Below are 1,202 nucleotides of genomic sequence, written 5' to 3'. Positions count from 1 at the left end.
GCGCGCGGTCTCCTGCGGAGACACGACGCGGAGTGACTGCGTCACTCCCAAGGGGGCTGCGTCACTGCGCGACGCCGGGCGGAGTGGGCCCGATGGGCCATCACCTGCGGTGACGGCGGGGTGGTCCCGGTCGGTTCGGGGACTACCGGTCCGCGGTGGCCGGCTGACAACGGAGGGGGTCTGCCGCGGGGTTCTTCAGCTTAATTGAAGCAGGTCAGAAGGCTTTTGATCGGGTGTCAGGTTGTCTGTAACGGTGTCTCAGGACCGAATATCGAGGTGTGGCCCCTGCGGGGCCGAGGTCTTACCGCTCGCGCTGCGCGCTCCCTCTCAGTAACAGTATGCACACGGTCCCGCGGAGTGTCGACCCCGCCGGCCCCTCTCCCGACACGTCACAGAACGTAACACGGACGTCGGAGCGTCACCCCTGAGTGGTCTACACCAGAAAGATCGTCAGCAGCAGAGCGCCCCACGCCGATGGGGTCGCCGGTGAAGGTGTCACCAATTCCCGACGCATACCAAACAACCTGCAACGCAAGCCATCTGACTGGATATCAGAATTGCATCCCGTCAAACCCGCTACGAACCACTCATATACTCGTAGCGCTTCGGGGACGTGCGGGCCGTTTATTGCCCGGTTCGGCCACGTTGCCGTGTCATGCGGGAGGCGCCATTCGGAAAGAGCGAGGATCCCGTACGGTGTGGGCGAGATATTCGACCAAGCCCCGGAATGATGCCATCGATGATCTGTCTCGCCGTCATGCCGAATTGATATTTATGCTCTGCCTGCAACTCTCGATTGCAGAAAATGCATCATAAATCGTCCGTCTCGGCCGCCTGCGGGGGGAGGCCGGGAAGGGGAATTTGTCATGGCTCTCGCGCAGAACCCGTGCTTGGCCCTGAGTCTGGGGCTGGGCTGTGTGCAGGCCGTCTTCCCCCAGGAGTCGGCCGACCGGCTGGCGTGGGGGGAGGGACGGCGGGCGTATCTCCTGCGCCGGCGAGAACTGCGTGACGCGCGCGCGAAGCTCCGGGAGGCGAGGAAGGAACGGCAGCGCGGCCGCCGGGACGGCGAGCGGTAGAAGCCCGACACGGGTGGGGGGTGGGGGTGGGGGGGGGCCCCCCCCCCCCCCCCCCCCGCGGCCCGGCCGGGCGGGGGCCCCCCCCCCGGGGGCCCCCCCCCCGCGGGGCGGGCGGCCCGGCCCCCG

At 67.6% G+C, this 1,202-nt stretch carries 1 protein-coding gene; it reads left to right on the top strand.

The features are described from left to right. Nucleotides 1-866 precede the first annotated feature (866 nt). Nucleotides 867-1,076 carry a hypothetical protein gene (locus ACIPYQ_RS39885; protein WP_401259463.1) on the top strand — a complete coding sequence of 70 codons (210 nt, stop codon included), beginning with the start codon at nt 867-869 and terminating at the stop codon, nt 1,074-1,076. Nucleotides 1,077-1,202: the final 126 nt, after the last annotated feature.

This window comes from Streptomyces sp. NPDC090045, assembly GCF_044747975.1.
Taxonomy (GTDB): Bacteria; Actinomycetota; Actinomycetes; order Streptomycetales; family Streptomycetaceae; genus Streptomyces.
The sequence above is the reverse complement of the archived record's forward strand: the minus strand, read 5'-3'. Positions and strand labels throughout refer to the sequence as shown.